The organism is Shewanella carassii, from assembly GCF_019670705.1.
Classification (GTDB): Bacteria; Pseudomonadota; Gammaproteobacteria; order Enterobacterales; family Shewanellaceae; genus Shewanella; species Shewanella carassii.
The window spans coordinates 787,770-814,704 of sequence record NZ_AP024618.1 but is presented as its reverse complement, the minus strand read 5'-3'; the positions used below and the strand labels follow the sequence as shown (position 1 = coordinate 814,704).

Sequence of the window (26,935 nt, the reverse complement as noted above, 5' to 3'; positions counted from 1 at the left end):
AAGGCGTCATCTTGTTGAAAATTTCAAAGCGGGCAAAGGTACCACAATCAACCCTGTTGCTTCCTTGAGTTTTCTCGTTTCAGGCTCAACAATTAGTCAAAAATGGCAAAAGATGCAAAGAGAATTAGAAATGTTCAATTCTCTTCACCTAAAAATGAATAAAGCTCAAAAACAACCGAGTTTTACTGCTTGAAAATATAGATCTTTCAAAAATTACAGCTGGGTCGATACAATCAAGGCCACGGCCAATGCCAGCAGCACTATCCAGACAATGGCACTGCCGCTGCCTGGATCCCTGTCGCTCAACTCCAATTCCGGGTGCCCCTGCAAATAGTCTTCCACCTTCCTTTTGGCCTCTTTTAGGCTCAAATTCTCACTTTTACGCAGGTGTTTAATTGCAAGAATCTTTTGTTTGTCTTCCAGCAAACTGATCACTTCCAGATCCAAGGAGCTTTCTTTGGTGGGGTTCATAGTATCTTCCTGATAGATAGTGGACGTCATTGTCAAAGCACTTTCACTTATCGAGTAACTCTAGCCATAAAAGTATCTATCGCCAAGTAGTAACTTCTTCTCTTTTTTAACTATTCAGTTGTTTTTGGCAAGATATCATGCCAAGCCCCGGCTCAGAAAAATCTCCCTTTGCGACGAGTCTCAATTTGTCAGTTCATCGCCTTCAGTGCAAAGGTGATATCCCATAACAGCTTCATAAAAAAGTAGTTTTACCCGAGTATTTTTACAGTCACCCGTTCTTTATTAACGGCCCAACCTTATTATTAACAAACTTTAATTCCGCCCTCATCTTGACCTCATCTGTAGTTGTTTATTCTGCCGCCGTTTTCAAAATCCCCCGAACTCCAAGGAGAATAAAATGCAAAGAAGCATCTGGCTCATCCCCCTCGTTGCAGGACTGAGTGCCTGTGGAGGTTCTGACTCCAATGAACAAGGCAATCCACAGCCACCGATAACCAATTTAGCCAAGACGATTCAAGGTACTCTGAAAACGGTTGATACCGATACACTTATAGTCAACGATCTAACGATCCCAGCAGCACAGGCTCGTATTGAGATCAATAAAACCAAGGCTAACATTGCCGAGCTGAAACCCGGCATGTTGCTGAGCATTAAGACCGATGGTCGCAGCGCGACAGAAGTCAGCTATGACCCCGTGTTGGTTTCCCCTGTGACTGCTATCAATGGCGAGCAGCTGATGGTCGCCGGTTACCAGGTAACTGGACAGGACTTCGGCAAGATAAAAGCCGGAGATATAGTCGAGATCAGTGGATATAACTTGGGTGATAATCAACTCAAAGCAACTTACTTTGCCATCGACAACAACCGTCAGGAAATGGAAGTTGAAGGCCGGATAAGCAAGCTGGACACTCACCTGAAACAATTCTATCTCGGTAGCATACAGGTAGATTATGGTGCCAACGCCGCTCAGGTAGAGGGGACTCTGGCCAACGGCGCCTGGGTGGAGGTTGAAGGTCAATATCAAGGCGAGGTTCTGTTGGCCTCCGAATTGGAAGTGGATTCAGCTCCGGATGTGGATAATGACAGCGAAGTTGAGTTGGAAGGTCAGGTGACTTGGGTTAACGATCTCAAGACTCGCTTCACGTTGAATCAACAATGGCAGGTCACTCTGGATAGCAATACAGCGTTCAAAGATGGCAAACTGGCACAGTTGCAACCTGGCGCACTCGTTGATGTTGAGGGGCTGTGGCAGGAAGATAGCCAAGAGCTGAAGGCCACCGAGATTGACTTTGAAAAACAGAGTCCCCCCCCCGTACTGGGCAGCCACAGCTTTGAAGTTGAAGGCAAGGCGGTGTATCAAGCCAATGAATTCAGTATCAATGGCATAACACTGACACTCACACCTCAGACCCGTTTTGATGAAGGTTTGACTGAGGTTAGCCTCAATGGCACCTGGGTACAGGTTGAAGGCTCAGAACAAAATGGCCAATTCCTGGTGATGGAAATCGAACCGGAACTTCAGGAAGCGGGTATTGAGCTTGAAGGTCTGGTCAACGATGATGGCCAAGGCGCCAGCCTCTGGGGCTATAAGGCCAGTGATGACAGCCTTAATCCTCATATCGGTAGATGGGTTGAGCTCGAATGCCAATTCAACTCACAACTCTTGAGTCAGTGCCGTCTCGATGACTAATTAGTGCCAAATTGCTGAAGATAACAAAACGCCGATCCATCTGATCGGCGTTTTTCATTAGCAGAGCCCATTACAACGGCCTGAAACCACCATAGCTCAATTTCTGCTGACTTGTGTTGACAGGTTTAAGCGAGGATTTTGCCTGGTTATGCCCTCCGCAACCTTTGCTCCCACAGCCAGCTGCAGAGTCATGATCATGACCATGGCAACCGCAGCCGCCACCACAACCGCCTTTGGCTTGATGTTTGAGTGACGGGCGTCCGGCCGCAGCACTGGTCAGCCGTAACTGAATATCACTGGCCGCAACCAGCAAAGCCGCGATATCGCTGCTCTCTTTGCCGGGCCGACAAACGCTGATGCCACCATCGAGCAGCTTACCCAACATTCGCTCGCCGATTTGATCCACCAACACAATGCGGCCGCCTTTGTCCTTGATAAGTTGCAGCATCGCCTTTTTGGCGGCGCAATTGCCGCCTGCGGCTGCCGGATTATCCAGGGTAAAACAGTGGTTGTGCTCGTTATCATAAAAGGCCAGCTCTTTGGCCTTGGTAAAATGCCCGGCCAAGCGGCCCCGGCTCATGGGTATCACTATCATCTCTGTTCCTCAGTGTGGGGCAACTCCAGCATCTGTCCCTCTATCAGGGCCTTGGCCAGTTTATGGCGTGCCTGCTTAATCAAGTTGCCAAAGGTCTGCCTGGATATCCCCATCTGCTCGGCGGCCTCTTGTTGCGCCAGACCACGAAAGTCGGCCAACGCCAGGGCCTCAAACTCATCGGCCGCCAAGGCGACTGCCTCCAGGGCTGAGGCCGGAATGCCGTTGGGTTTGTAGAAGCGGCAGGGCGTGCCATGCTGCAGGCGGCGGCATTTTCTGGGTCTGGGCATGGGAGTATCCTTATTAGTTATTGGCATATGCCAATAACTATATTCTGACTTTGAACCCGTATGGGATCTGTGATCCAGGCGAGAATTTAGCGCTTTTAAAAGAAAAAGGGATGCCGATGCATCCCTTTGAATAAGTCTAACTTGAGCCTCTTTTTGAGTATCTTCTTGAGTCTCTTCTTGAGTCTCTTTTTGAACCTCTGGGGCTCAGTGTAACCTCTGATACAAGGCGCTGTAAGCGGTCGACTCCTGCAGCAGTTGCTCATGACTGCCACTGGCCACTAGCTTGCCTTCATCCAGCAGGTGAATGGCATCCATCTGCGCCATACCGGTTAGGCGATGACTTATCATCACCAGCGTCTTGTCTTTGGCAAACTGCAGCAGCAACTTGAGGATCTCCTGTTCGGTGCGCCGATCAAGCCCCTCTGTAGGTTCATCAAGCAGCAGCAACGGCGCATCCCGCAGCAGCGCCCGAGCCACGCCGATCCGGCGCTGCTCGCCACCGGATAACTGACGCCCACCTTCACCTATCCAGGCGTTGAGCCCCTCACCCGCAAGTAATCCCTCCAGCCCAACTTGGCGCAGCACCTCGGCTAGCGTGTCATCGGTGACTTTTTCCGGCAAGGCCAGCTGCAGGTTATCTCTGAGACTGGCGCTGAGCAATTGTACCCGCTGACTGACCACTGTCATGGAAGCCCGCAAGGTCTTTTCATCCAGAGAGGCCACAGGTACGCCGCCCAGCAATATCTCCCCCTGCTGCGGCTGCCACTGACGGGTTATCAAGGCCAGCAGACTGGACTTACCCGAACCGGTTTTCCCAAGGAGCGCCACCTTGCTGCCCGCAGGTACCTGCAGCGACAAGCCTTGCAGCACTGGCTGGGTGTCCGTGTAACCGAAATGCAGATCTTTGATGATAAGGGCGCCGCTCTTGGGCACGGTTGCCGAGACGGCAGGAAATTCAATGTCGGAGCGCTGCTCTGTCAACTCGGACACCCGCTTGGCGGCCAAGAGCACAGAAGACAGATGTTGAAAGGCGCCGGCCAGCGGCATCATCATCTCGATACAGGCCAGAGTGGCAAACAAGACCATGGCCAGCAAAGGCCCGGGAGGCACGGCCGGCCCCACACCTGCGGCGGCAAACCAGAGCAACAGCAACACCAACAAGCCGTGACAGAGGATCAACATTGCCTGGCTCAGGCCGGTGATCGCCGCCATCGCCTTCTGACTGGCAAACCAGCTCTGCTCGGCGCGGTCGAGTTCCGCCCGAAAGCTTTCAGCAGCGCCGCCTTTGGCATCGGAAAACAAACTCAGCTCTGCCTGGCCGGACAACCACTCCAGCAGCCGAACCCTGTAGCTGCGCCGCGCTTCAATCAGCTCGCGCCCGGGTCGCCTGCCAAGCAGATAGAACACACTCGGCAACAACAACCAACTGAGCAAGAGGCCAGTACAAAGCAGGATAGCCAAGTTGAGATCAAACCAACCAATAAAGGTGGTCAATGCCAGCAGCATCAGCAAGAAGGCCGTCAGCGGCGTCAACAGCCTCAGATACAGGTGATCCAGCGTGTCGATATCGGCCACCAAACGGTTGAGCAGATCGCCGCGGCGCATCCCGGATAGATTACGTTCACTCAAAGGCAGCAAAGAGCGCCAGGCCCACAACCTGAGATCGGTCAGGATCCTGAAGGTTGCCTCATGGGTAGCCAGCCTTTCACCGTAGCGGCTTGCCGTGCGGGCAATGGAGAGGAAACGCACCCCGCCCGCCGGAGTAAAGTAGTTGAAGGCTTCCGCCGTCACCAAAGCCAGACCGGCCACTGCCGTAGCAGATAAGAACCAGCCGGAGAGCGACAACAGGCCAATACCGGCCATTAGGGTCGTTACTGTCAGCAGCAGGCCGACAAACATCATCAAAGACTGGCGGCGGAACAGACGGATAAAGGGCAGTAACAGCTTCATCTCAGCGCTCCTCCCCTGACTCTGACTTTGACTCAGACGCGGGTTTTGAGTCTGCCCCGGCTTCCGCCTCAGCGCTCGCGGCAATCGGCGGCGCCGATGCCTTTGGCGCATCATCGAGGGAAACCGCCAGCGGCAGCTCATCCAGCATCTGCGCCAGTAAGCCCGGCTGTGCTTTGAGTTCGGCAAAGGTGCCCTGCTGCACCAGTTTTCCCTGATCCAGCACCAGAACTCTGTCCATCCGATCCAGTTGATCCAATCTGTGGGTCACCATAAGGCAGCTCTTGCCAGCCATCGCCTGCCACAGCGCGCTAAGCACCAGTTGTTCACTCTGGCTGTCGAGGCTGGCGCTGGGCTCATCGAGCACAAACAGCTGCGCCTGACGCCCAAGGGCACGGGCCAAAGCCAGCCGCTGCGCTTGCCCCACAGACAGGCCACCGCTGTATTCATCCAATTGGTGTGCCAGCCCATCCGGCAAGGCGCGAACATAGTCGGCCACCTTGGCCTGTTGCAGATAATCCCACAATTGCGCCTCGGTCAGTTCGGGCTGGCCGAGACGCAGATTATCGGCGATAGAGCCGTGAAACAGCTGCGGATTCTGGCCAAGCCAGGCGATACGGCTGCGACAGGCGGCAGGATCCAGCTCGGCCAGTTCAATACCATTGAGCTTTAAGCTGCCCTCATAGGGCAGAAACCCCAGCAGAGCGTTGAGCAAGCTGGTTTTACCGGCGCCACTCGGGCCCACCAAGGCCAGCTTCTCGCCCGCCGCTAAGCTAAAACTCAACGGCCCCAGTAAAGGCACGCCGTCTATGCTCAATACCTTGAGATCCCGGGCCTGCAGTTCAATGCTCTCACCGGGGAGGGGCTGTTCGCCACGCTTGAGCGGCTCAGGCAACTCCAGCAGTGCCATCAAGGATTCGGCGGCGCCCACCGCCTGGGCCTTGGCATGGTAGTGAGTGCCCATGTCGCGCAGCGGCTGATAAAACTCAGGTGCCAAAATCAGCACAAACATCCCGGTAAACAGGCTGATACCCATGCCGTAATGACCAAAGTCCAGGTGCCCCAGATAACTGAAGCCGAAATATACCGCCAAAATAGCGATGGATACCGCGGCGAAGAACTCCAGCACGGCGGAGCTGAGAAACGCCATTCTGAGCACTGCCATGGTACGCTCACGAAAATCTTCCGAGGCCTTGCCTATGGCGCGCTGCTCCGCTTCGGCGCGATAGAAAAGCTTGAGTGTCGGCAAGGCCTTGAGGCGATCCATAAAGTGGCCGCTCAATTGCTGCAGCGCACCGAAATGCTTGCGGTTGGCATCGGCGGCACCCATGCCGACCAAGACCATAAACAGTGGAATAAGGGGAGCGGTGCCGAGCAAAATCAGGCCACCGGCCCAGTTGATGGGGAACACACATACCAAGATGATCAGCGGAATAAAGGCCGCCAGGCTCATCTGCGGCAGGTAACGGCCATAGAAATCCTGCAAATCTTCTATCTGTTCCAGCACTATACTGGCCCAGCTGCCGACAGGCTTGCCATTGACAAAGGCCGGCCCCAGGCGTTCAAGCTTATTGAGCACGGCGGCGCGCATCTGCTCTCTGAGGCGTCTGCCGGCCTCGAAGCTGACCCGCTCTCTGAGCCAAGCGATAACGGCTCGCAGCAACACCAGAGTCGCAAAGGCCAACATATGCGGAATAAATGCCTGCCTATCAAGCTCGTCGATGATCAGCCCCTGCAGCACAGTGGCCAGCACCCAGGCCTGGCCCACCAGCGCCAAGCCGTTGAGCACGCCCAACAACACAGAGAGTTTAAGGAAGGGGCCACAGGCAGATTGTTGCGCTTTGAGCCAGCGACCGAGTTGTTTCTCTAAGGATTTGTCCATGGGATCCTACTGCAAAATCAGCTAATGACGCTGTTGCTGCCAAAGCAGCAAGGTAATAGCTTGACCTAAGGCGAATCGTTCGGTAGGCAAGCAGTATCGCAGGCATTGCCAAGGGAAGAAACCCGTTGCCCAGGAACTGTTACCGGACTCACAAAATTTGCGCCAGATCAAAAAAACGCACCATAAGCCAAGCAGCTTAACCCCAAGTTAACGCCCTCCCCACAATCTACTTAATGCTAGATCTACTAACGTTAGAGGTTCGCTTCGATGGCGCAGCTACCGCTGTGAGCACACAGTGCATACTCACGGCTAATCCCCGCTCAATTGAGACGACCGACCAGAGATGGAGTGCCCTCAGCGGCTGTGACCAAAACGCACCAGCACATGCCACAGCAACTTGAGCTGCTGTTTGAGCTCGGTTTCATTGCCATACATGCGCCACTGCTGCGGATCTTTATGCAGTGTCAGCGCCGCTTCCCCTATCAGACGGGCATCGAGCAGGCCATCCGGTGCCACCAAGGCGGCGAGCTTGGGCATGGCGGCACCGCGAAAATCTGGCGGCACCTCATCAACCGGCATTTGATAGCCCTGATGCCAACACAGCTGCAGTCGGTACTTGTCACACAAGCGCTGCATCAGAATCTCCATCTCTGTGCCTTTGAATGCCGGATCGGCCACCAAGTGAGTCAGGTCTTCACCTATCACCAGCTCACCGTGGCACTGAGCCTCAATGTAATGATCCAGGTCACCGCTCATGGGGCGCTCAAACCTGGCTGCCACCCCCAAAGGCAAGGCATTAACCAGATAATCGACCAAGGCCGCCGGGCGCAACTGACCTACGCCCAATGCCGAACTACGTTCAAAGCACTCGTTGAACAGCGCAGCAAAAATATCTTCAAAGCAGGCCGCGGTGCCTTTTTCCCTGGGCTCACGGCAGGAGTCCAGATAACTGAATGTGCAGCGATGCAACAACGCAGGAGATGACAACAGATAGCAGCTGCCGAAACGGGCCGAGGGGCCGTTTTGGTGCATGCCCAGATCCAGGGCGCCGTATTTGGGGCGCCCTCTGGCGCCACGATAACAGTCACCGAACAGCTGGTTTTCCCAATGATCTCGCGGACCACCAACTTGAGGCGAGAGTTTGCCGTTGGATACCCGGGTTTCAAACTGGGTCTTATAAATACCGTCGGCCAGCATACCGGCCAACACAGGCCAGCCGCGGGAGTCGATTCTATCCGGGTGAAAATGAAAGGCGATACGGCCATGTTGAGCCAGCATATTCAGCCCGAGAGAGAGCCGTGCCGTGTCGATGGCGGACATCAACTGCACATTCTTGATCACGCCCAGTGCATGCTCCCTGCGATGCAGGGCCTGCGCCTGTATATGCTCTAATGCCCCCATACACCTCACCGAGTCGAGGCCTGAATTTGGCTCTTGCTTTTCCAAGATAGGTTAAGCGGCTGCTTTGCAACCGTAAAAGTTAAGACAAGCGTAAAATAAAAGGGTTCAAGTTGGCTGCAATTAGCACTTTAGCCGCAAATGCTGTAAGCTTGCCGCCTTCGCCGCAACGCTGTGCACTGCGGCTCCCATATCTCAGCTCCGCGCTGTCAATTGAGAAGATTGCATGAGTTTTGCCTCCCTGGGCCTGTCGGCCCCGATTTTGAACGCTGTCGCCGAACAAGGTTACTCCACTCCATCCCCCATTCAAGCCCAGGCCATTCCCGCAGTATTGCAGGGCCGGGATGTAATGGCTGCCGCCCAGACAGGGACAGGCAAAACCGCCGGCTTTACCTTGCCTTTGCTGGAGCGTCTCAATGGGGGTATTCGTCCGCGGGGCAACCATATCCGCGCTTTGGTGCTGACCCCCACCCGTGAGCTGGCCGCTCAAGTGGCCGAAAGCGTCGGTCTCTATGGCAAGCATCTGGATCTGCGCAGCTCTGTGGTCTTTGGCGGTGTTTCCATTAACCCACAGATGCAGACCTTGAGAAAAGGGGTCGATATCCTGGTGGCCACACCGGGACGCCTGTTGGATCTGTACCAACAAAATGCCGTCAAATTCGGCCAGTTGGAAGTGCTGGTGCTGGACGAAGCCGACCGCATGCTGGATATGGGCTTTATTCACGACATCAAAAAAATTCTGGCTTTGCTGCCGGCCAAGCGGCAAAACCTGATGTTCAGTGCCACTTTCTCTGACGACATTCGCCGCCTGGCCAAGGGCTTGGTGCACGATCCCGCCGAGATCTCAGTGGCTCCGGCCAATAGCACCGCCGAGCGGGTGAGCCAGAAGTTGCACCCGGTAGACAAGTCAAAGAAATCGGCGCTGCTGACCTCGCTTATCAAAGAGTACAAGTGGCAACAGGTACTGGTGTTTACCCGCACCAAACACGGTGCCAACCGTCTGGCCAAGCACCTGGATGGCAAAGGAATTGGCGCGGCGGCCATCCACGGCAACAAGAGCCAGGGTGCCAGAACCAAGGCACTGGCCGATTTCAAGAGTGGCAAGGTCAAGGTGTTGGTTGCCACAGATATTGCCGCCCGCGGTCTGGATATAGATCAGTTGCCGCAAGTGGTTAACTTCGATCTGCCCAATGTGGCCGAAGACTATGTGCACCGCATCGGCCGTACCGGCCGCGCCGGTGCCAGTGGTCAGGCAGTGTCTCTGGTGAGTGCGGAAGAATTCAAGCAGCTCAAAGACATAGAGCAGCTGATAGGCAAGACTATCGAGCGTGAAATCGTCAATGGCTTCGAACCTCAGGAAGCCTTGCCGGAATCGCGGCTCAACCCGAACAAGATAGGCCCGAAAAAGCCCAAGAAGCCGAAAAAGCCCAAAGAGGGGCATCAGGATGGCCAGCGCAGCGGCAACCTGGATAAAGGTAATGGCAACAAGCCGGCCAATGCTGAAAACCGCCATCGTCGTCCGGCTCAGGGCGCCAAGACCGAAGGTTCAAGTGCCAGACGCAGGCCCGCAAACGCCAAGCCTCAGGGCGGTCGCTCCCAAGAGAGTAAGCCGCAAGGCACCGGCAAGGGCAATAACGGCTCAGGCCAGCAGCGCAATAACCAGGGCCGGGCATCACAGCAACGCGACTCACAAGCGCGCGGCTCCCGGCAAAGAAATGAGCGCTAAGCTCAATCAAGCCTGAGATTGAAAGCCCACTTGAGTGGGCTTTTTCAATGCTGCAAGATTAGTCTGCCTAAAAACCATCCCCGCCTGTTACAATACCCCTTTACCATTTTTGCTCCATTTGCGAGCCCATAGGACACAGCTTGAGTGATTTACCCTTTTCCAGCCTGCCGTTGAAACCCGCGCTGCTGGCCACCCTGAACGATCTTGGTTTCACCGCCATGACCCAGGTTCAAGCCGCCAGCCTGCCGGCCATTATTGAGGGCCGCGATGTACTGGCTCAGGCGAAAACCGGCTCGGGCAAAACGGCGGCCTTCGGTCTTGGGCTGTTGAATCGACTCAATGTGAAACGTTTTCGGGTGCAGTCCCTGGTGCTCTGCCCCACCCGGGAACTGGCCGATCAGGTGGCCAAGGAACTGCGCCGTTTTGCCCGCGGCATTCACAACATCAAGATCCTGACCCTGTGCGGCGGTGTGCCTGTGGGGCCACAGATAGGCTCGCTGGAACATGGCGCGCATATTATAGTTGGCACACCGGGGCGGGTACTGGACCACCTGCAGAAGGGGCGTCTGGATCTGGGCGAATTGCAGCAACTTGTGTTGGATGAAGCCGACCGTATGCTGGAGATGGGCTTTGCCGATGCACTGGAGCAGATAAGCGCCTATATGCCGGACAAGCGCCAAAGTTTGCTGTTCAGCGCCACCTTCCCGGAACCGATTGCCGAATTGGCCCGCGCCATGATGGATAAGCCGCTCAGCATCAAGTTGGAGCAGCAACATGATCAACTCAGCATAGCGCAGCAGTTTATCGAAGTGACAGACACCGCCTCCAGGCTGCAAGCGGTGGAAGCATTGCTACTGGCCCACAGGCCTGAGAGTGCCGTGATATTTTGCAATACCAAAAGAGAAACCCAGGAGCTGGCCGACAACCTGGAGCAGCAGGGCTTCAGCGTGCGAGCACTCCATGGCGATCTGGATCAGCGTGAGCGCGATCAGGCGCTGGTGCAGTTTGCCCTCAAGAGCGTGGTGGTGTTGGTAGCCACAGATGTTGCCGCCAGGGGCCTGGATATCGAAGCCCTGGATCTGGTGATCAACTATCAACTGGCATTCGATCCCGAAGTGCATGTGCACAGGGTCGGTCGTACCGGCCGCGCCGGTGCCTCGGGCCAGGCCGTTAGCCTGGTAGGCCCCAAGGATGGCATGCGAATGGCGCTGCTGGAGGATATCTTTGGCCCGCAAACCATGAGCGAACTGCCAAAGCCCGGCAGTTTTTCCTCTGCGCCGATAAGAGCGGCCATGCGCTGCATCCGCATTGAAGGCGGCAAGAAGCATAAGCTGCGCCCGGGGGATATTCTCGGCGCAATTACAGCCGACAACCGCCTGACCGGCGCCGATGTGGGCAAAATACAAATTCAGGATATCTGGTCTTATGTAGCGGTGCGCAGCGAGTGCGCCAATACCGCGGTCAAATTACTGAGTGAGCGCAAGCTCAAAGGCAAGTCATTCCGCGCCTGGGCGATGAAACCTTAAACCGAAACCCTCAATACCGCCAAAGGCGGTGGTTTAAGGATGATAAAAATGCCTGCATCAATTGCAGGCATTTTTATGCTTATCCACATAGCTGCCGCCAGCCAAATAGCGTTAGGCAAAAACCATCAGCAAGCCTCTGTCATTAGTCAGCAAGTTGGCCGCGTTCAACCGTATTTTAGCGCCTGGAAGCCAAACTCTGTTCGCTAATGAGATTCAGGCTCGCAATCCCGGCATCAATATCCCGCGCCAGCTTTTCAAGCCCCAGAGAGAGACTCTCAACCAGCGCCGGGTATCCATCTGAAGTCAGGGGCACGTCATAATGAAAGTCGGCCTGCAACACTTGTTCGCCGGAAGAGTTACTGATGCGCCAATGACCCCCAATCAAGGCATCGCCGCTGTATCGTCCGTGAAACTCATTGAAACCTAACGTCAGGGTTAACGGCTCCTGCGCCGGTATATCGACCGAGGCCTCATGCGGGCATTCATGGGCCAACAAAGACGCCATCTTGACCTTTATCTGCTCACTGATATCACCGGCCCACAGATGTTGACGGGCGATAGCCAATTCATGGTTTGAAACCTGATAAACCAAACCATTGCCCGCCAGAAAGTCGGCCATTTCCACCCCGGCGAGGCGCCATTGGCACTGGCGCAGAGGGGATGTCGCTCTCGCTTCAGAAGTTGCCTGCGGCGCTTTACCCAAGAAGTAAGTGGCTACCTGGGGTTGACTGGAGCAGCCGGCCAATACCAGCAGTAGAGAAAACAGGATAATTCGCATATCAATCGGCCTTTTTCGGTGTCGGATCGGCGGCAGTATCTGCCCCCATGATCAAGAGGTTGGGTTTTTCATTCAGTTGCCGTGATAAGGGCTGCAACTCCCGCATCACAGCCTTGAGCTGTTTCAGGCTGGATTGCAATTCGGCGTACATGGCCGAGTCCTGGCCATAGTCCTGCGCCATCCCTTGAAATTCCCGCAGCGTGTTTTGCAGCTCACCCGGTAACGCCTGCATCTCCTGTTGCTTGAGCAACTGCTCCAATTTTTGCCCCACCTTGTCCCATTGCGCCAAGGCGGCACTGGTGTTTTCCAGGGTATGGTTAACCCCCTGGAAAGTGCTCTCCAGTGGTAAGTTATTTAATTTACTGATCAGTTGCCCCACCTGCTTTTGTATTTCAGCCACTCCGGCACGCTTGGTGGGAAACAGTGGATACTCCATAAAAGTCCCGGCCTGGTATGGCTCGGCATCCGGATACAGATCCAAGTCGATGAACAGCGCACCGGTTAACAGACTCCCAGTCTTGAGACTCGCTCTCAGGCCCGCCCCCAAATCTCTGTCTATTTCTGAGCGCAGCTGCTCAAGCCCCGTCGACTCGGCGTTTTCAAATACCCGTGCCAGCTCAATTCTGACCAATACAGGAATGGTGCCATTGCTGAGTCCTGCACCATGGACACCATACTGCTGCAACGTCAGTGGCGCCTTGACCACTTTACCTATGGTAATACCGCGGAATTCGACGCTGGCGCCTTCATGCAGCCCCCGCACCGACTCATCAAACAACATGACATATTCCAAATACTGGCTGTAAAGGCTCTGACTGGCCAGCTCTTGCGAATCATAGAGAGGGAAATTATCCTCACCATCCTCAACCTTTTCCCCGGCCAAACGCCCCTCAGGCAAGCCAAAGCTGACGCCTCCTCTGAGCAATGACTCCAATGAACCCACCTGCAGATCCAGCCCCTTGGCAGACAGCTGCATATTCAGCCCCGAGGCCAGCCAAAATTGGCTGTTGCTGCGTACCAATTCATCATAGGGTTTATTGATAAACAGCTGGTAAAACGCCTGGCGTTTATCGGTATCAAAGCCGGTGCTTTCCACTCTGCCGACTGTGAAGCCTTCGTAGAGTACAGGGTCGCCAACGCCAAGCTTGCCCGCCTGACGGCTATTGAGCACTACCCTGATGCCCTGTTCATCGGCCGAGGCCACCGGAGGGTGCTCCAGTACATTGAATTCATAGTGGGCGACGGCCGTTCTTCCCGGCTCCAACTCTATGTAGGCACCGGACAACAAGGTATCGAGCCCTGTGATCCCCTCTTTGCCTATTCTGGGCTTCACCACCCAGAAGCGGGCGTCTGTGGTCAGCATTCTCTCGGCGTCCGGCGACACTCTTGCCGTCGCAATAATCGCGCTGTAATCATCGCTCAGCTTAATGCTCTCAATCACACCGACATTGACATTACGTGACTTGAGAAAGGTTTTACCCACCTCTATGCCTTCGGCAGTCTTGAGGTGTAGCTTGATCTCACTGCCGAGCTGATCGAAGTAGTCATAAAGCATCCAGCAACCGATGAGTAGTGCAACTATAGGTATCAGCCAAACGGCAGACACCTTGGCGCTGGGGGACTCTTCGGCCCGGACAAATTCGTCATTTAACATAGATTCACTCATATTATTCATGGGCCCGCTTTTTGAGCCCTGACTGACTCCAGAGCACCCTGGAGTCAAAACTAATCGCGGACAGCATGGTCAGGATCACCACCATGGCGAAGGAGAGTGCCGCAGGTCCCGGCTTAATGGCCATAAGCTCATCCAACTGAACCAGAGCGGTCAGCAAAGCCACCACAAAGATATCTATCATGGACCAGCGGCCGATGAATTCGGTTACCCGGTACAGCGACTGATTGCGACTCTCTTTGCCCTTAACCCGCCCTTTGCCCGCCTGGCGAAACAGATAAGCCAGAGACAGGATCTTGGCGGTAGGGATCACTATGCTGGCCAGAAAAATAACCGAGGCCACAGGATAGGAACCCAGATGCCAAAGCAAGACCACACCGCTGATAATGGTCGATGCTTCGGTCTGCCCGACGCTGGTGGTATACATGATGGGATAGAAGTTGGCCGGTATATAAAACACCACGGCGGCCAGCAAAAAAGCCCAGGCCGTCTGCATACTTTGCAGTGGAATATAGGGCTGAACCCCAGCGCCGCAGCGGCAGCAGTTTTTACTCGACACCAGATTCAATTGGCCACAGATATGGCAGGAATCATGGTTGTGATTCAGATGGCTGTCACCGCTATGGACCTGGGCAATCTCTTCTCTGGGTGACAAGCGATCCCAGATCCACGAGCTGTCGATGACGGAGACAAACTTCACCAATAGCAGGCTGTAGAGGCAAAAAGCCCAGAAAGATGGCCCAAAACCGACATCTGCCAAGGAGATGATCTTCACCATGGCCACCAAGATCCCCACCAGAAACACATCGGCCATCAACCAGGATTCAAACTTGAAAACAAGCTTGCTGCCGGTTCTTGCCCAACCTAAAGACACAGCCTTGCCTTGGCTCGCCAGATAACCCAAGCGATAGATGCACATGGCAAAAAGGATATAGATCAGCGGCAAGATCACCACGCACAGTAAGATCACCAACGCCAATATGCTGTTGCTGGCGTAATGCATGCTGACCAAGGCGCCCCAGAGGCTGACCTTTTGCGACAAGCCCTGGACACTGAAAGACAGAAAGGGAAACCCCAGGCTCAAGGCCAACAGAATAAGGGTCGCCAAACCATAGGCCCAAACCTGCTGAAACGGTGCCTTCAAGGCTGACTGTAAGCCGTGATGACAGCGAGGACAGCTCACCTTATTGCCGGGTTTGGGCTCGCTAAAAGCACTCACCAAACCGCACTCTTCACAGGCCTGCAGCTGGGTATTTTGCCCTTGGCGGCCAGCATCTTCCGGCGGGGTATTTAACGACTCCACAATAACTCCTGTGATTTTCAGTGTGACCAGACTCAGCGGTTCACCCTGGAAAAAGCGGGTGCAGGGATAGACTCATCCAAAGCCTTCTGCACCTAAGATCAATGCCTTATTATTGCGACTGGGTTTGCTCCAAGCTCCAGTCGCCCCCAAGCGCCTTATACAGAGTGACAACAGTAGAGGCGGTATTGAGCCTGGCCACCACTTCGGCATCCTGAATGTTGTTTTTAACGTTCTGGGCATTCAACACACTCAAGTGGTTCTCAAGCCCGGCTCGATACAGGGAGGTGGCCTTGGTCACCGCCGTCTCGGCCTGGGCCTCGGCTTTGGCTATATGCTTATGATATTCCTGGCTATTGCCGTAGAGTCTCAGCACAGTTTCCACCTCATTGATGGCGTTATTGACCGTCTGTTGGTAACTCATCACGGCGGTCTTAAAACCACTCTCCTGGATATCGACCATGGCTTGAGTCCGACCGGCATCGAAGATATTCCAGTTGAACCCCGCCGCCAGCGCCCAAGTGGTGGAGCCAGAGGAGAAGAGATCGTCAAAGTGATCTGCCGATAATCCCGGGGCGCCGGTCAGATAAAAGCTTGGGTACTTGGCGGCAATGGCGGCCCCCAACTCCTGGTTCTTGGCGGCAATTTCCCGCTCGGCCAAGGCGATATCCAAACGCCGGGTCAACAATTCAGAAGGCACACCGGTCGGGATCAACTGCTGCATCTGCGGTAATGCGGCATCAGTCAAACGCGCCTGGGTTTGGTTGATATTCTCCCCAAGCAGCAACGCCAGCCGATGCAGATGTGCCTGCTTGGCCGAGTCCAGCATGGGCAGCATCGCCTTGGTCGTCGCCAGTGCCGCCTTGGCATTGGCTACATCCAGGCTGGAGCCATAACCATGGCGCTCCAGCGATTCCACCAGTGCCAGCACCTCTGTCTGCTCCTTGATATTCTTGGCAGCGATCAGCATCCGCTCCTCGGCGCCGCGATATTGCAGATAGTTATCTATGACTTCGGCCGTCATCAGGGTGGTGAGGTTGGCTTTCAGTATTCTTGCCTGCTCAACCCGAATTTCGGCGGCCCGGCTCAGGCTATCTATACGACCAAACAGATCGGCCTCCCAGGCTATCGTCGCCCCGAGAAAGCTGCTATTGGGGTCTCTGTCCATCAGTTTGACGCTGCCGCCACCGAGGGCGTCGGGCAAGGCAACACCGGAAACGGCGCCCCCCATCATGGGATCGTTCTCACTGATCCGCAGATCCATATACCCACCGCCCAGAGAAACCGAAGGCAAATTCAAAGATGACACTGCCGTTTCGTAGGCCTGGGCCGAACGGATCCGCTCGGCGGCGATTTTCAGGTTGATGTTTTGCTGCTGGGCTGCAGCAACCAAGGCATCCAATTGCGGATCATTGAACTGCCGCCACCACTCTTGATAGTCAAGGGCCTGAGCCGCCACACCTTGGGTATCGGCATTGAAATACAGCTCACTGACCTTCACGCTTGGCAACTGATAATCAGGTGCCATGCTGCAACCACTGACCAGGGTTACGCCGACAATGGCAGCCAAAATATGCTTTTTCATTACTTCACCTCTTTGGCTGTCAATACAGGCTGTGATGGGGCTGCCGGCTCAATTTGTTCGGCTTCTCTTTGTTCATCCCTGTGATAAAACAGACGATAAAGAGCCGGCATTACAAACAGTGACAGCACAGATGCCGCTGTGAGACCGCCAATAATGGTGGCCGCCATCTGATCAAACAGGCGATCGGTAAGCAGAGGGATCATCCCCAGCGCCGTAGTCAACGCCGCCATTGAGATCGCCATGGTTCGATTCAAGGTCGCAGCCTTGATCGCCTCGGCGATGCCCAAACCGTTACGACGCTCAAGCTCTATCTGATCCATCAGGACAATACCGTTTTTGATGATCATGCCCGAGAGGCAGATCATGCCGACTATTGCCATAAAGCCGAAGGGTTTATCCAGCAACAACAGGCTCCAGACAATGCCGATGGAGGCCAGCGGCAAGGTGATCATAATGATCATGGGTTGGCGGAAGGCATTGAACATGGCGACCAGAATGATCAGCATCAGCAAGGTGGCCTTGGGGTTTTGTTCCAGCAAGTCCTTAATGGAGCGCTGCTCGTCATAGTATTCCCCGCCCCACTCCATCTTGTAGCCAGCCGGCAAGGCAATGGCTTCAATCTCGGCGGCAATCTGCTGACGAACATTGGATGCGGTGTCGCCGCTAACTCCGGCCTGAACCGTAATAGCCGGCAGCCGGTTGCGACGCCAGATCATGCTTTCTTCACCCTTGATCTCTATGCTCTCAACCACTTGCCCCATAGGCACGCTGTGAGTGCCCAGCAAAGAGCGCACCGGAATATTCTCAAAGTGCTCCAGAGTCGCGTTGGCGCTGCGCAGCTTAATGGGAATAAGGTCATCCCCATGCCTCATGGTGCCCACCTGGCTGCCTTCGGTCACCCGATTGATGGCATTGGCAATATCGGTTCGGGTCACGCCGGCGAGGCGCGCCGCATGCAGGTCGACCATAGGCGTCATCACCTTACTTTCCTGGCGCCAGTCGTCGCGAACATATTTGAGATTGGGGTGTGCTGCCATCACAGCCTTTGCCTCATCGGCCAGGCGATGCAGCACCTCGGGATCCGGGCCGATAAAGCGCGCTTCAACCGAATACTTATCCTTGGTCGCCAGTTTGAGATCCCTGAATCTCGGCTCGGCATAGGGGAATTGCGCCTTTAACCAGGCATCACCACGAACGACCAGGGGCTCAATATCCTCATAGTTGCGAGTGTTGATCAGTATCTGACCATAGCTGGAGTCCAGCGGCTCAGGTTCAACTGTCACCGAAAAACGCGGTGCACTCTCGCCGACCGAGCTGGAGATACTTTCCACCTCTGGCTGCTGCAATAACCAGGCTTCGACCTTGCGCATATCGGCAGAGGTCTGCTCTATGCGGCCACCGTTGGGCAACCAGTAATCCAAAAACACTATCGCCCGGTCCGATGACGGCATGAAGTTCACCTTCAGCAGCGGTGCGGCCAACAGGGTGCCGACCAGTAAAGGGACAACATACAGTAAGGTTTTCTTGGGGTTTTCCACTACCCAATCAACTGCATTTTGATACATCAGCCAATAACGAGAAGGGGCTTTCGCCTTGTCTTCATCAACGGCCGTGCCGAGGAAGAACCAGCACATCAGCGGCGTGACTATCATGGCGATTACCCAGGAAAGCAGCAGTGAACTGCACAGCACCTGGACGATGGACAAGGAGAACTCGGCCGAGTCGGTTTGTGACAGCAATACCGGCGCCGTACCCATGGCGGCAATCACAGTCGCCGCCAGCAGCGGAACCGCCATCTCCTTGATGCTGTCGACAACCGCCTGAGTGCGCTCTATCCCTTGTTTAATCTTGGCCTGGAACAGATCCACTATCACAATGGCGTTATCCACCAGCATTCCCAAGGCCAGCACAAATGAACCCAGGGAGACCCGCTGCAGATCCACATTGGTCAAATTCATATAAACCAGGGTAAAGAGAATCGTCAGCAGCAAACTGGCGCCGACAATCGAAGCACTGCGCCAGCCCATAAAGATCAGCAACACAACCACAACAATCACAATACTTTCAATAAGATTGCTGATGAAGTTATTGACCGACTTCTGCACCTCTTCCGGCTGATAAGCGATAACCCCGATACCGGCACCCGCAGGCAATTCGGCCTGGTAATCTGCCAGCACCTGTTTAAGGGTGTCGCCTATGCTAACCACATTGATACCGTTAACCGGGCTCACAGCCAGAGTAACCGCTTGTTGGCCATTAAAACGGCTTAAAGTAGTGGCAGGATCCTGATAGTCCATCGTGATATCGGCGATATCGCCCAAGCGGATCACCGCCGAGTTCAAACCATTGATCCCGGTTTGAATACTGACGTTACGAATATCATCCACAGTTTGGAAACTGCCGCCCTGCTCTACCCGCAGGTTTTCAATCCCCAGATCAAAATCACCTGTGGTCACTGGCATATTCTGGCTCTGCAACTGATCGATCAGTTGCAGCATGGTCAGGCCGGTTTCGCTCAGACGTTCTTCCGAGATGCGGATATTGACCACCTGCTCGTGAATGCCGTGCAGCTGCACTTTTTTCACGCCCTCGACCGCCTTGATCCGCCGCTGCAACTCTCTGGCGTGGTCTTTCATCTCAGCCATGTTCATGTTGTCGCCATAGACCGCAAACAACATGCCGTAGACTTCGGAAAACTCATCCTGGACTATGCTGATCTGCGCCTGCATCGGCAGCTCCAGCTTCACATCTTCCACCTTGCGGCGCAGTAAATCCCACTGCTGCGGCAGTTCGTCAGAGTTCACCTTCTCTTTGAGATCGACAAAGATCATCGAGCTACCGGGACGGGACAACGAGCGCAACTTCCACAGCGACTCCATCTCCTCCAGCTTGGTCTCAACCTTATCGGTCACCAACTGTTCCACTTCCTTGGCATCGGCTCCCGGATAGAGAGTCACGATAACCGCGCTTTTAACCGTAAATGAAGGGTCTTCCAACTTCCCCAGATCAAAATAGGAGTAGATCCCGGCAATCATCCCCAGGACAGTGAAAAAAATGACAAAGGTTTTTTGTCTCAGTGCAAAGGTAGACAGATTCATGACTCAACTTGCGCCTCGCCCAATACCGCCACCTTGTGCCCTTCCTCCACAAAGGCGCCACCGGCCAAAATAATGCGCTCGCCTTGCTGGAGTTCACCGGAAACACAGATAGAGTCATCGGTTTGGCTCACGGCTTTGACCGCTACCGCCCTGGCATGCTCATCAACCACCCGATTGACATACAGCTGGGTCTTTTGGCTGGATACCGCCATGGCCGGAATACAAAACACCGGCTTTTGGCTGGCGTAAGGCAAGTTCACCGCCACATTGACCGCCTTTCCGGCAACCAACTGCTTGGGCACTTGTTTCAGGGCAAAGGTCACTTCATAGGTGCGTTTGAGCCTATCGGGGACACTGGCAATCTGGGTTATCTCGGCCGCAACCGAGCCTTCGGCGTTGAACCAGGAGACTTCACCACTGGCGCCCTGGCGTAGATTCCAAATTTGACTTTCAGAGACATCGACCACGGCATTAAGCGTGGTGGGTTGATGTATGGTGACTATTGGGGTGCCGACATCCACCAGCTCATATTGGTCGATGAAGCGCTTACCTATGACGCCGTCATAGGGGGCTTTGAGAGAGGTATAGGCCAGGGAATCCTGGGCCTTTTTCAAAGATTGCTTCAGCAGCTCGACACCGGCATTGGCGCGGGCTTCGGCGCTGATCGCCCGATCCAGCTTGACCCCAGCTATCGCCTTGTCATTCATGGCGGCGCGAACCCGCTTAAGCTCGATGGTTGCCAAGCGATGTGCAGCCTCGGCCTCGCTGAGCCTGGCCTCAAGCTCCATCACGCTGACCCGAAAGTCATGGGGATCCAAACGGGCGATGACCTGGCCCTTTTTGACCTCACTGCCTTCATCGGCCAAGATCTGCTCCAGTGTGCCCGGCACCCGAAAAGACAGCTCGGCCGTCTTGTCCGACTCCAGAATGCCACTGAACTGATGCATTCTGTCACTGACCGGAGCCGGAAGCTCCATCACCTGCACCAGAGGAAGCGCGGCCGAGGCCGCCTGTGGCTGCTCACTGTTACCGCAACCCCACAGCATGAATACCACGCTACTGCAAAGCAGGCTCACCTTTAGCCCGGTCGGTTTTACTCTTGTCACTGCAATTTCCTAACTACTTGAATCAATTGCGGCACAGAGTAATACCGGGCCATATTTAAAACAATGACATATATTTACACATCAATGTCACGAAATTCGTGACAATCTACAGATCCAACTTACGGGCCTCTTCGAGTATGCTGTCGATCAATAACCTGGCGGCATGGGTCATCCCCTTGCGACTGGGATAAACCAACCAAACATCATCAACATAAACTTCACACTCTGGCAGTACTTCTACCAACTCACCCGATTTAACATGTTCTGCAGCGCTCAGCTCAGCCAACAAACTGATACCGGCCCCATTCATAACTGCATGTTTTACGTAGGAACTATTGTTGGAGATCAGTCGGCTATGGGTGCGGTACTCGCCCTGGTTAAAAGTCCATTTATCTTCCAGCTCGCCGTTAGCCAAACGGTGAATGATCAAAGCATGATTATCCAGATCTTCAATCGATGCGGGCATGCCATGCAGCGCGATATAATCCGGGCTGGCATAGAGTTTTCGTAATCCTCTCATCAAGGGACGGGCCACAAAGGAGCTGTCTTTCATCTCACCGATATGAACACAGGCATCCAGGCCATAGGTCAAAATATCGTGGTATCCCAGGTTACTGACATGAGTTTCCAAAGTGATCAACGGATAGGTTCGAAGAAATTCCTGCAACAGGTTGTGGGCGACAATATCGGCATCGCCAATTAAACCCAGTTTTACCGAGCCCGTTGGCATATTCCTTTGGTTCTTTATCGACTCATTTAACGACTCCAATCTGGGAATAATCTCCAGCAACTGCTGATAGTAGATTTCCCCGGTTGGCGTCAGAGTCAGCTTACGTGTGGTTCTGGTAAAGAGTTTGCTGCCTAAATCAGCCTCCAACTCGCCGATACGGCGACTGACAAAAGCCCTTGGAACCCCTATGGAGCCTGCAGCAGCGGCGAAACTGCCCAGATCCACAACCGATAAAAACAATCTGAGATCGTCAATTTTCACTGTTTTCTTCTCGTGCCAAACACAGGTTACACACTATGCCTCTGAAGAGACCAATATGACAAATGCCAAGGCTCAATCATTCATATCGTGCTGAGTACGACTCAATGCAGCCTGCCACAAACTTACCAATCTCATTGTAAATCATTAACTCATAAAAAGAGTTATTAAATTCAGACAAAATCCACAGTAAAAAAACAATTCAGCATCAATGAAAACAAAATAATCACAACGTTCTACTTCAATAGTCATCACAAATTATAAACCGGAAATAATACTTCCCACATAAAAAATACAACTTTAAATTCTCAAGACCACAATCACATTATTAAATTAAAAAATGAAACCGGCTTAAAAGTTAATGACCCCGGCAATAAAATAAAAACAACTACAAATAAAAGGATGTAACTATGAAAAAAAGCATCATTTCAGCACTAATCATTGCCAGCTTTTCATTGATTGGTGGGTGTCAATCTACCGGGGAAGAGTTCCGTTCAGATTCGTATACAACAGAACAAGTCAACACGGCTATCGAAGCTAGAACGGTCGAAATTATCACCACAATTCCGGCTAAAGTGGCTGTCGACAATACGGAAGGTCAAAAACAAGCAAAATCGGCAGGCATGTTGTTGGGAGCCATTGTCGGAGCGGCTATAGGTTCAACTAATGACAGTCAAAGTGCCGCTATTGGTGGTTTAGCCGGGGGCGCCGCCGGCCATGTTTCAGGCAATTTAGTTGATAACAAGGTCATGGTCGATGGCGTACAAATAACATACAGACAAGAAGTGATAGAAGACTTAGAAGATGTTGTTGATGGCAAGCGAGTCACCCAAGCCGTAAAACATATGAAAACCTTTATCTCGGCCCAAGTTGGACGCTCTTGTGAATATCAACCCGGGGTCGCATTATTGGTTCAAACTGTAAAAGGCAATACTCGAATCCAACCCAATGCAGCCTGTCCAAAACCTAAAGAGGGATAATTGATGAAAAAATCAATGGGTATTGCCCTTTTTGCAATGTTGTTTCAACCTGCATTCGCCAACCCTTTATTAGAGATACAGCAGGCAGAAAAACTCGAAAAAGAAAAAGTTGAATCAGAAATAAATTCACTGCATCTAGAAAAGGAAAAAGAAAAACAAGCTAAGGAAATGGCCGCACTAAAAGCGCAAAAAGAATTAGAAATGGCTAAGTTAAAAGCTAAAGAAATAAAAGCTCAGAATCAAAAAGCCCTAACCAACGAACGCTTGGCGGATAAACATCGCGATCAACAGTACGAAGATGAGCTAAGAGCCCTGGAACTTGAAGAACGCAAAATGATGTTGGCCGAGAAGAAAGCAATGGCGGAAGCCAGAGCCAAAAGGGCGGCAGATTTTGCCAACAACCAGGTCAATGCTGAAAAAGCCGTTATCAGTGAAACAACCGCTACTGCAGATCTGATCCAGTCAAAAGCGGATGCCACCCGAATAAAGGCAGAGAGCAATGCCGAGTTACAGAAAAAGCAGGGCGAGGCCATAGTCATAGATGCCAAGGGTGATGCAACGTTCAAGTCAAAAATTGGAGACGCCGCCATCAAAGAATCAGATAAGTTATTCTAAGAGCCATTAAGCTGTATTAGCTCAGTACACATAATCTCGGACCTGAATTTCTCTCCAGAAAGCAAAGCCCCGCTGGATAGAGCCAGGTCTGAGATTTATCCCCCCTATGGCGCATGCTTGTTTTTGTGCTCCCCACATCGGCTCACCACGCCTCTGGCACCTCAAGCCTGATCTGTTAAAATCGGCTCATTTGAAACGATGAATGCCAGAGAGGATCCACCATGAATCCGATTATTGCCCTGTTAAAAGAGCACAATATCAGCGACGAACAAATAAACAGCCTGTTCCAGAGCCTGACCGAAAATCCCCTGATGGCCATGGGTACTCTGGGTCAGTTGGGATTGCCACCGGAAAAGCTGCAAAGCTTGATGATGCAAGTGATGCAGAATCCGGCGCTGATCAAAGAAGCCGTGGAACAGCTGGGACTGGATTTTTCCAAAGTAGAAGCCGCTAAAAAGCAACTGTCTCCCTCAGCTTGATTCAACTTAGAGATAGCCTGAGTGAATATTCAGGCTATCTCTAACGCATGATCTGCGCCACTACCCAAAAGAAAGGTTTAATACTTACAGCCCCGAACCTTTGTTATTGCCTCCGCCCGAAGCGTTTAAGGCAGCTCCACACTCTGCGCCACAAAGAGGCCTCCCAAAGCAGCAAACGTACTACCCAAGCCGGCATTCCCAAGTCTTCAGCTTGCCGAGCCGACTCAGTAGTCGCGGCGAGTCCGGAAAAGGCCGCACGATATATCTGGGCAACTAATTTGATTTCAAATAAAACCAGAACTATCACCCCCAAATAACGCACCACCACCAACTCATTCAATAGATTATGCTGCTCTTTCGGGACAAAGTATCCGGCAAGCCAAATCCCAGCACAGCTCAGCGCAATAGCCTTCAATACCGCAGCCTTCCGCCGTTGCCTGTAACAACACCAATAAAGCAGGGGGATAACCAAGACCAGATCAATAATCCAGATAATTTCCAACCAACCTGCAGTTGACAAGTCATGATCAACAAATGTCAAACCATCGCCGATCAACACCAGAGCCACAGCGATAAAAAACCAGTGACGTTGCCAAAAAGGGAGTTCAGATCGAGCAAACGTGTCCATAGCACTCCTTGCCAAATATGAGTATCTTCTCATGCCACCAAACCAACCTCGGGCCAGTAAAGCTTTGAGAGTTGTGGGTTAATTATTAAACACTAAGTATTGAATACTGTCGAACGCAGTGTTGCCTCAGCAACTATTATCGGCTGAAATAGCAAAAACAGGGCATAAGTCACAGTTCCCCTATCATGAATGACAGGCTCTGCTATAATTTGTGCCCAAAATTTTCAGGCATTTCCAGACGAGCGGTAAGTCATGTCCACTACAGGTGTTGAACTCTTTAATCCCGGCCAACAGACACAAGCCCCTGCTGCGGCCCCAAAGCAAATGGTGCAACTGGCCGATAACAAGCTGGAGCTGATGGCGCCGGCCAAGAATGCCGATTTCGGTATTGAGGCCATTCGCCACGGGGCGGATGCCGTCTATATTGGCGGCCCGGCATTTGGTGCCCGTCATACCGCCGGCAACAGCATTGAGGACATTACTCGCCTGTGTCAGTTTGCCCATAGATATCACGCCCAGGTATTTGTCACCATCAACACCATATTGCTGGACGATGAACTGGAAGAAGCCAGACGCCTGATCTGGGCCGTGTACGAGGCCGGTGCCGATGCCATTATCGTGCAGGACTTGGGGTTGCTTGAGCTGGACTTGCCACCTATTGCACTGCACGCCAGTACCCAGATGGATAATCGGGTTCCGGCCAAAGTCGCCTTTCTTGAGCATGTGGGCTTTTCCCAGGTGGTGTTGGCACGGGAGCTGAGTCTGAGCCAAATTCGCGCCGTGGCCGCCGAGACCAAGATGCGACTTGAGTTCTTTATCCATGGCGCCCTGTGCGTGGCCTACAGCGGCCAATGCTATATCAGTGAGGCCTACACAGACCGCAGTGCCAACCGCGGCGAATGCTCACAGCAATGCCGGATGCCGGGTAATCTCAAGACCCGCCAGGGCGACATCATTGCCAGCAACGACCATATGCTGTCGCTGAAGGACAACAACCAGACAGATAACCTCGAAGCGCTGATCGACGCCGGGATCCGCTCCTTCAAGATAGAGGGCCGACTCAAGGACCTCAGCTACGTCAAGAATGTTACCGCTCACTACCGCCAGCAACTGGATGCCATCATGGCGCGTCGGCCCGAGTTTGAACCCTCGTCCCACGGCCGCTGCAGCTACAGCTTCACCCCGGATCCGGACAAGAGCTTTAACCGCGGCAAGACGGACTACTTTGTCAATGAGCGCAAGGCGGACATCGGCGACTTCCGCACCCCGAAATACTTGGGAGTAGAAGTAGGTAAAGTCAGCAAGATAGGCAAAGACTTCATCCAAGTCGACTCGGATACCGAGTTCCACAACGGTGATGGCCTGGGCTTCTTCGCCGCCAACTATCAAAAGGCCAGGTTGTCGGATGACAAGCTGACAGGTTTTCGGGTCAACCGCGCCGAGGGTAACACCCTGTATCTGAAAAACATGCCGAAAGATCTCTATGTCGGTGCCACCTTATATCGCAACAAAGATCAGGCCTTTGAAGCCCTGCTGGCCAAAGAATCTGCCGAGCGAACCCTGTTGCTGGACTTCAGCCTCAGCAATACCCAGACAGGTCTGGCGCTGACCGCCGCCGACCGTCATGGTCATCAGGCGACAGTGACCGCTGACTTCGAAAAACAGCAGGCCAAGGATATTGGCCGCAACCGTGAATCACTCGGCAAGCATCTCGCCAAGCTGGGCAATACCGATTTTCGCCTCGGACAAGTGGATTTGGGCGATGCCGAAGCCGTGTTTGTACCGGCATCCATCATCAATGGCCTGCGCCGTGATGCCGTTGCAGCCCTGGACGAAGCGCGCATTCAGGGGTATCAAAGACCCACGCCCTGGGTACGGGACGACAGCGCCCGCTTCCCGCAGCGCAGCCTGACCTATCTTGGCAATGTGGCCAACCAAAAAGCCAAGGACTTCTATACCCGTCACGGAGTGGTATCCATTCGCGATGCCTATGAAGTGCGGCCGGTGAAAGGCGATGCGCCTTTGATGATCACCAAACACTGCATACGTTACAGCTACAACATGTGCCCCAAAGAAGTGCCGGGGATCAAGGCAGAGCCGCTGGAAATGGAGCTGGGTGGCAAGCAGTTCAAGCTGGTGTTCGACTGCCATAAGTGTGAAATGCTGTTGGTGGGTTAAGGAGAA

At 53.4% G+C, this 26,935-nt stretch carries 21 protein-coding genes; 7 read left to right on the top strand and 14 right to left on the bottom strand.

What is annotated here, in order from left to right; genetic code table 11:
- Nucleotides 1-213: 213 nt before the first annotated feature.
- Nucleotides 214-471, bottom strand: a complete 258-nt coding sequence (locus tag K5621_RS03820; protein WP_100142495.1) for a hypothetical protein — start codon at nt 469-471, stop codon at nt 214-216.
- A 397-nt stretch (nt 472-868) separates the two neighbouring features.
- On the opposite strand from K5621_RS03820, the gene K5621_RS03815 reads away from it, so the two are divergent.
- On the top strand, nt 869-2,161 hold the full coding sequence (locus K5621_RS03815; protein ID WP_221050470.1) for a DUF5666 domain-containing protein: 1,293 nt from the start codon (nt 869-871) through the stop codon (nt 2,159-2,161).
- Between the two features lie 70 nt (nt 2,162-2,231).
- Here the strand turns inward: K5621_RS03815 and K5621_RS03810 are convergent, their stop codons facing one another.
- From K5621_RS03810 to K5621_RS03790, 5 genes are all read right to left on the bottom strand, one after another.
- Nucleotides 2,232-2,756 carry a NifB/NifX family molybdenum-iron cluster-binding protein gene (locus K5621_RS03810; protein ID WP_221050469.1) on the bottom strand — a complete coding sequence of 175 codons (525 nt, stop codon included), beginning with the start codon at nt 2,754-2,756 and terminating at the stop codon, nt 2,232-2,234.
- Nucleotides 2,753-3,043 carry a DUF134 domain-containing protein gene (locus K5621_RS03805; RefSeq protein ID WP_025888568.1) on the bottom strand — a complete coding sequence of 97 codons (291 nt, stop codon included), beginning with the start codon at nt 3,041-3,043 and terminating at the stop codon, nt 2,753-2,755. Before K5621_RS03805 ends, K5621_RS03810 begins: the two co-directional genes overlap by 4 nt.
- 204 nt (nt 3,044-3,247) lie before the next feature.
- On the bottom strand, nt 3,248-4,993 hold the full coding sequence (gene cydC / locus K5621_RS03800) for a heme ABC transporter ATP-binding protein/permease CydC (RefSeq protein WP_221050468.1): 1,746 nt from the start codon (nt 4,991-4,993) through the stop codon (nt 3,248-3,250).
- A gap of 1 nt (nt 4,994) precedes the next feature.
- Nucleotides 4,995-6,872: a heme ABC transporter permease/ATP-binding protein CydD gene (gene cydD / locus K5621_RS03795; protein WP_221050467.1), complete on the bottom strand. Its 1,878-nt coding sequence runs from the start codon at nt 6,870-6,872 to the stop codon at nt 4,995-4,997.
- A 354-nt stretch (nt 6,873-7,226) separates the two neighbouring features.
- On the bottom strand, nt 7,227-8,273 hold the full coding sequence (locus K5621_RS03790) for a DUF3626 domain-containing protein (RefSeq protein WP_221050466.1): 1,047 nt from the start codon (nt 8,271-8,273) through the stop codon (nt 7,227-7,229).
- Between the two features lie 223 nt (nt 8,274-8,496).
- Between K5621_RS03790 and K5621_RS03785 the strand changes: the two genes are divergently transcribed.
- Together K5621_RS03785 and dbpA are read left to right on the top strand one after the other, a co-directional pair.
- Entirely contained in the window at nt 8,497-9,996 is a 1,500-nt protein-coding gene (locus K5621_RS03785; protein WP_221050465.1) for a DEAD/DEAH box helicase, read from the top strand.
- A 140-nt stretch (nt 9,997-10,136) separates the two neighbouring features.
- Nucleotides 10,137-11,522, top strand: a complete 1,386-nt coding sequence (dbpA, locus tag K5621_RS03780; protein ID WP_083399716.1) for an ATP-dependent RNA helicase DbpA — start codon at nt 10,137-10,139, stop codon at nt 11,520-11,522.
- Between the two features lie 175 nt (nt 11,523-11,697).
- Here the strand turns inward: dbpA and K5621_RS03775 are convergent, their stop codons facing one another.
- The 7 genes from K5621_RS03775 to K5621_RS03745 all read right to left on the bottom strand — a co-directional run bounded on the left by K5621_RS03775 (nt 11,698) and on the right by K5621_RS03745 (nt 22,052).
- Entirely contained in the window at nt 11,698-12,300 is a 603-nt protein-coding gene (locus K5621_RS03775; RefSeq protein WP_221050464.1) for a PqiC family protein, read from the bottom strand.
- A 1-nt stretch (nt 12,301) separates the two neighbouring features.
- Nucleotides 12,302-13,975, bottom strand: coding sequence for an intermembrane transport protein PqiB (pqiB, locus tag K5621_RS03770; protein WP_245003132.1), 1,674 nt, complete (start codon nt 13,973-13,975; stop codon nt 12,302-12,304).
- On the bottom strand, nt 13,968-15,275 hold the full coding sequence (locus tag K5621_RS03765; protein WP_245003131.1) for a paraquat-inducible protein A: 1,308 nt from the start codon (nt 15,273-15,275) through the stop codon (nt 13,968-13,970). Before K5621_RS03765 ends, pqiB begins: the two co-directional genes overlap by 8 nt.
- 109 nt (nt 15,276-15,384) lie before the next feature.
- The gene (locus K5621_RS03760) at nt 15,385-16,857 is read right to left on the bottom strand and encodes an efflux transporter outer membrane subunit (RefSeq protein WP_221050463.1); all 1,473 of its coding nucleotides are present in this window, start codon (nt 16,855-16,857) and stop codon (nt 15,385-15,387) included.
- Nucleotides 16,857-19,955, bottom strand: a complete 3,099-nt coding sequence (locus K5621_RS03755) for an efflux RND transporter permease subunit (RefSeq protein ID WP_221050462.1) — start codon at nt 19,953-19,955, stop codon at nt 16,857-16,859. Before K5621_RS03755 ends, K5621_RS03760 begins: the two co-directional genes overlap by 1 nt.
- The gene (locus K5621_RS03750) at nt 19,952-21,061 is read right to left on the bottom strand and encodes an efflux RND transporter periplasmic adaptor subunit (protein ID WP_245003130.1); all 1,110 of its coding nucleotides are present in this window, start codon (nt 21,059-21,061) and stop codon (nt 19,952-19,954) included. The genes K5621_RS03755 and K5621_RS03750 overlap by 4 nt, the downstream gene beginning before the upstream one ends.
- A 106-nt stretch (nt 21,062-21,167) precedes the next feature.
- Nucleotides 21,168-22,052, bottom strand: a complete 885-nt coding sequence (locus tag K5621_RS03745) for a LysR substrate-binding domain-containing protein (protein ID WP_221050461.1) — start codon at nt 22,050-22,052, stop codon at nt 21,168-21,170.
- 407 nt (nt 22,053-22,459) lie between these two features.
- Between K5621_RS03745 and K5621_RS03740 the strand changes: the two genes are divergently transcribed.
- From K5621_RS03740 to K5621_RS03730, 3 genes are all read left to right on the top strand, one after another.
- A complete protein-coding gene (locus tag K5621_RS03740) occupies nt 22,460-23,029 on the top strand; it encodes a glycine zipper domain-containing protein (RefSeq protein WP_100142483.1) in 570 nt (189 codons plus the stop codon).
- A gap of 3 nt (nt 23,030-23,032) precedes the next feature.
- Complete coding sequence (locus tag K5621_RS03735) at nt 23,033-23,644, top strand: DUF5384 family protein (protein WP_221050460.1); 612 nt, start codon at nt 23,033-23,035, stop codon at nt 23,642-23,644.
- A 221-nt stretch (nt 23,645-23,865) separates the two neighbouring features.
- Entirely contained in the window at nt 23,866-24,123 is a 258-nt protein-coding gene (locus K5621_RS03730; protein WP_100142481.1) for a DUF2999 family protein, read from the top strand.
- 103 nt (nt 24,124-24,226) lie between these two features.
- Here the strand turns inward: K5621_RS03730 and K5621_RS03725 are convergent, their stop codons facing one another.
- Nucleotides 24,227-24,751 carry a hypothetical protein gene (locus K5621_RS03725; RefSeq protein ID WP_221050459.1) on the bottom strand — a complete coding sequence of 175 codons (525 nt, stop codon included), beginning with the start codon at nt 24,749-24,751 and terminating at the stop codon, nt 24,227-24,229.
- Between the two features lie 324 nt (nt 24,752-25,075).
- Here K5621_RS03725 and K5621_RS03720 point away from each other — a divergent pair, with 324 nt between their 5' ends.
- Entirely contained in the window at nt 25,076-26,929 is a 1,854-nt protein-coding gene (locus K5621_RS03720; RefSeq protein ID WP_245003166.1) for a peptidase U32 family protein, read from the top strand.
- Nucleotides 26,930-26,935: the final 6 nt, after the last annotated feature.